The sequence below is a fragment of the Paraburkholderia sp. SIMBA_054 genome, assembly GCF_046534875.1.
In the GTDB taxonomy this organism is placed as follows: domain Bacteria; phylum Pseudomonadota; class Gammaproteobacteria; order Burkholderiales; family Burkholderiaceae; genus Paraburkholderia; species Paraburkholderia hospita.
In genome coordinates, this window is sequence record NZ_JAWRXV010000771.1 from 1 (window position 1) to 272 (window position 272).

1 pseudogene is annotated in these 272 nt (G+C 57.0%); it reads left to right on the forward strand.

The annotated features are described in order from the left end of the window. Positions 1–272 (forward strand): annotated as a pseudogene (locus SB822_RS57190) (3-deoxy-D-arabino-heptulosonate 7-phosphate synthase); the annotation flags it as partial.

A 272-nucleotide genomic window follows, 5' to 3' on the forward strand; every position in this document is an offset into this window, starting at 1 on the left:
CGTGGCGCTTCACTGAGCGCGCTGCGAACCGACGACGCAAGTCTCGCGAAGACTGTGCTCTATTGCTGTGACGCTCCTGCTGAAGCGAGTCCGCGTTTGCTTGGTGCCGCCGCTCGTATGCAGTTGTTGTCGGCAGAGGCCAGTCTGGTGTTTGCAAATGTTCTCGCTACCGAACACGATGCCGATTCAAGCGATCTAGAACCAATCTGGCAGCAGTTACTCGAATCTCCGAAATGGCATGCTCTGCTCTATCAGTATCCGACGCTGCGCCG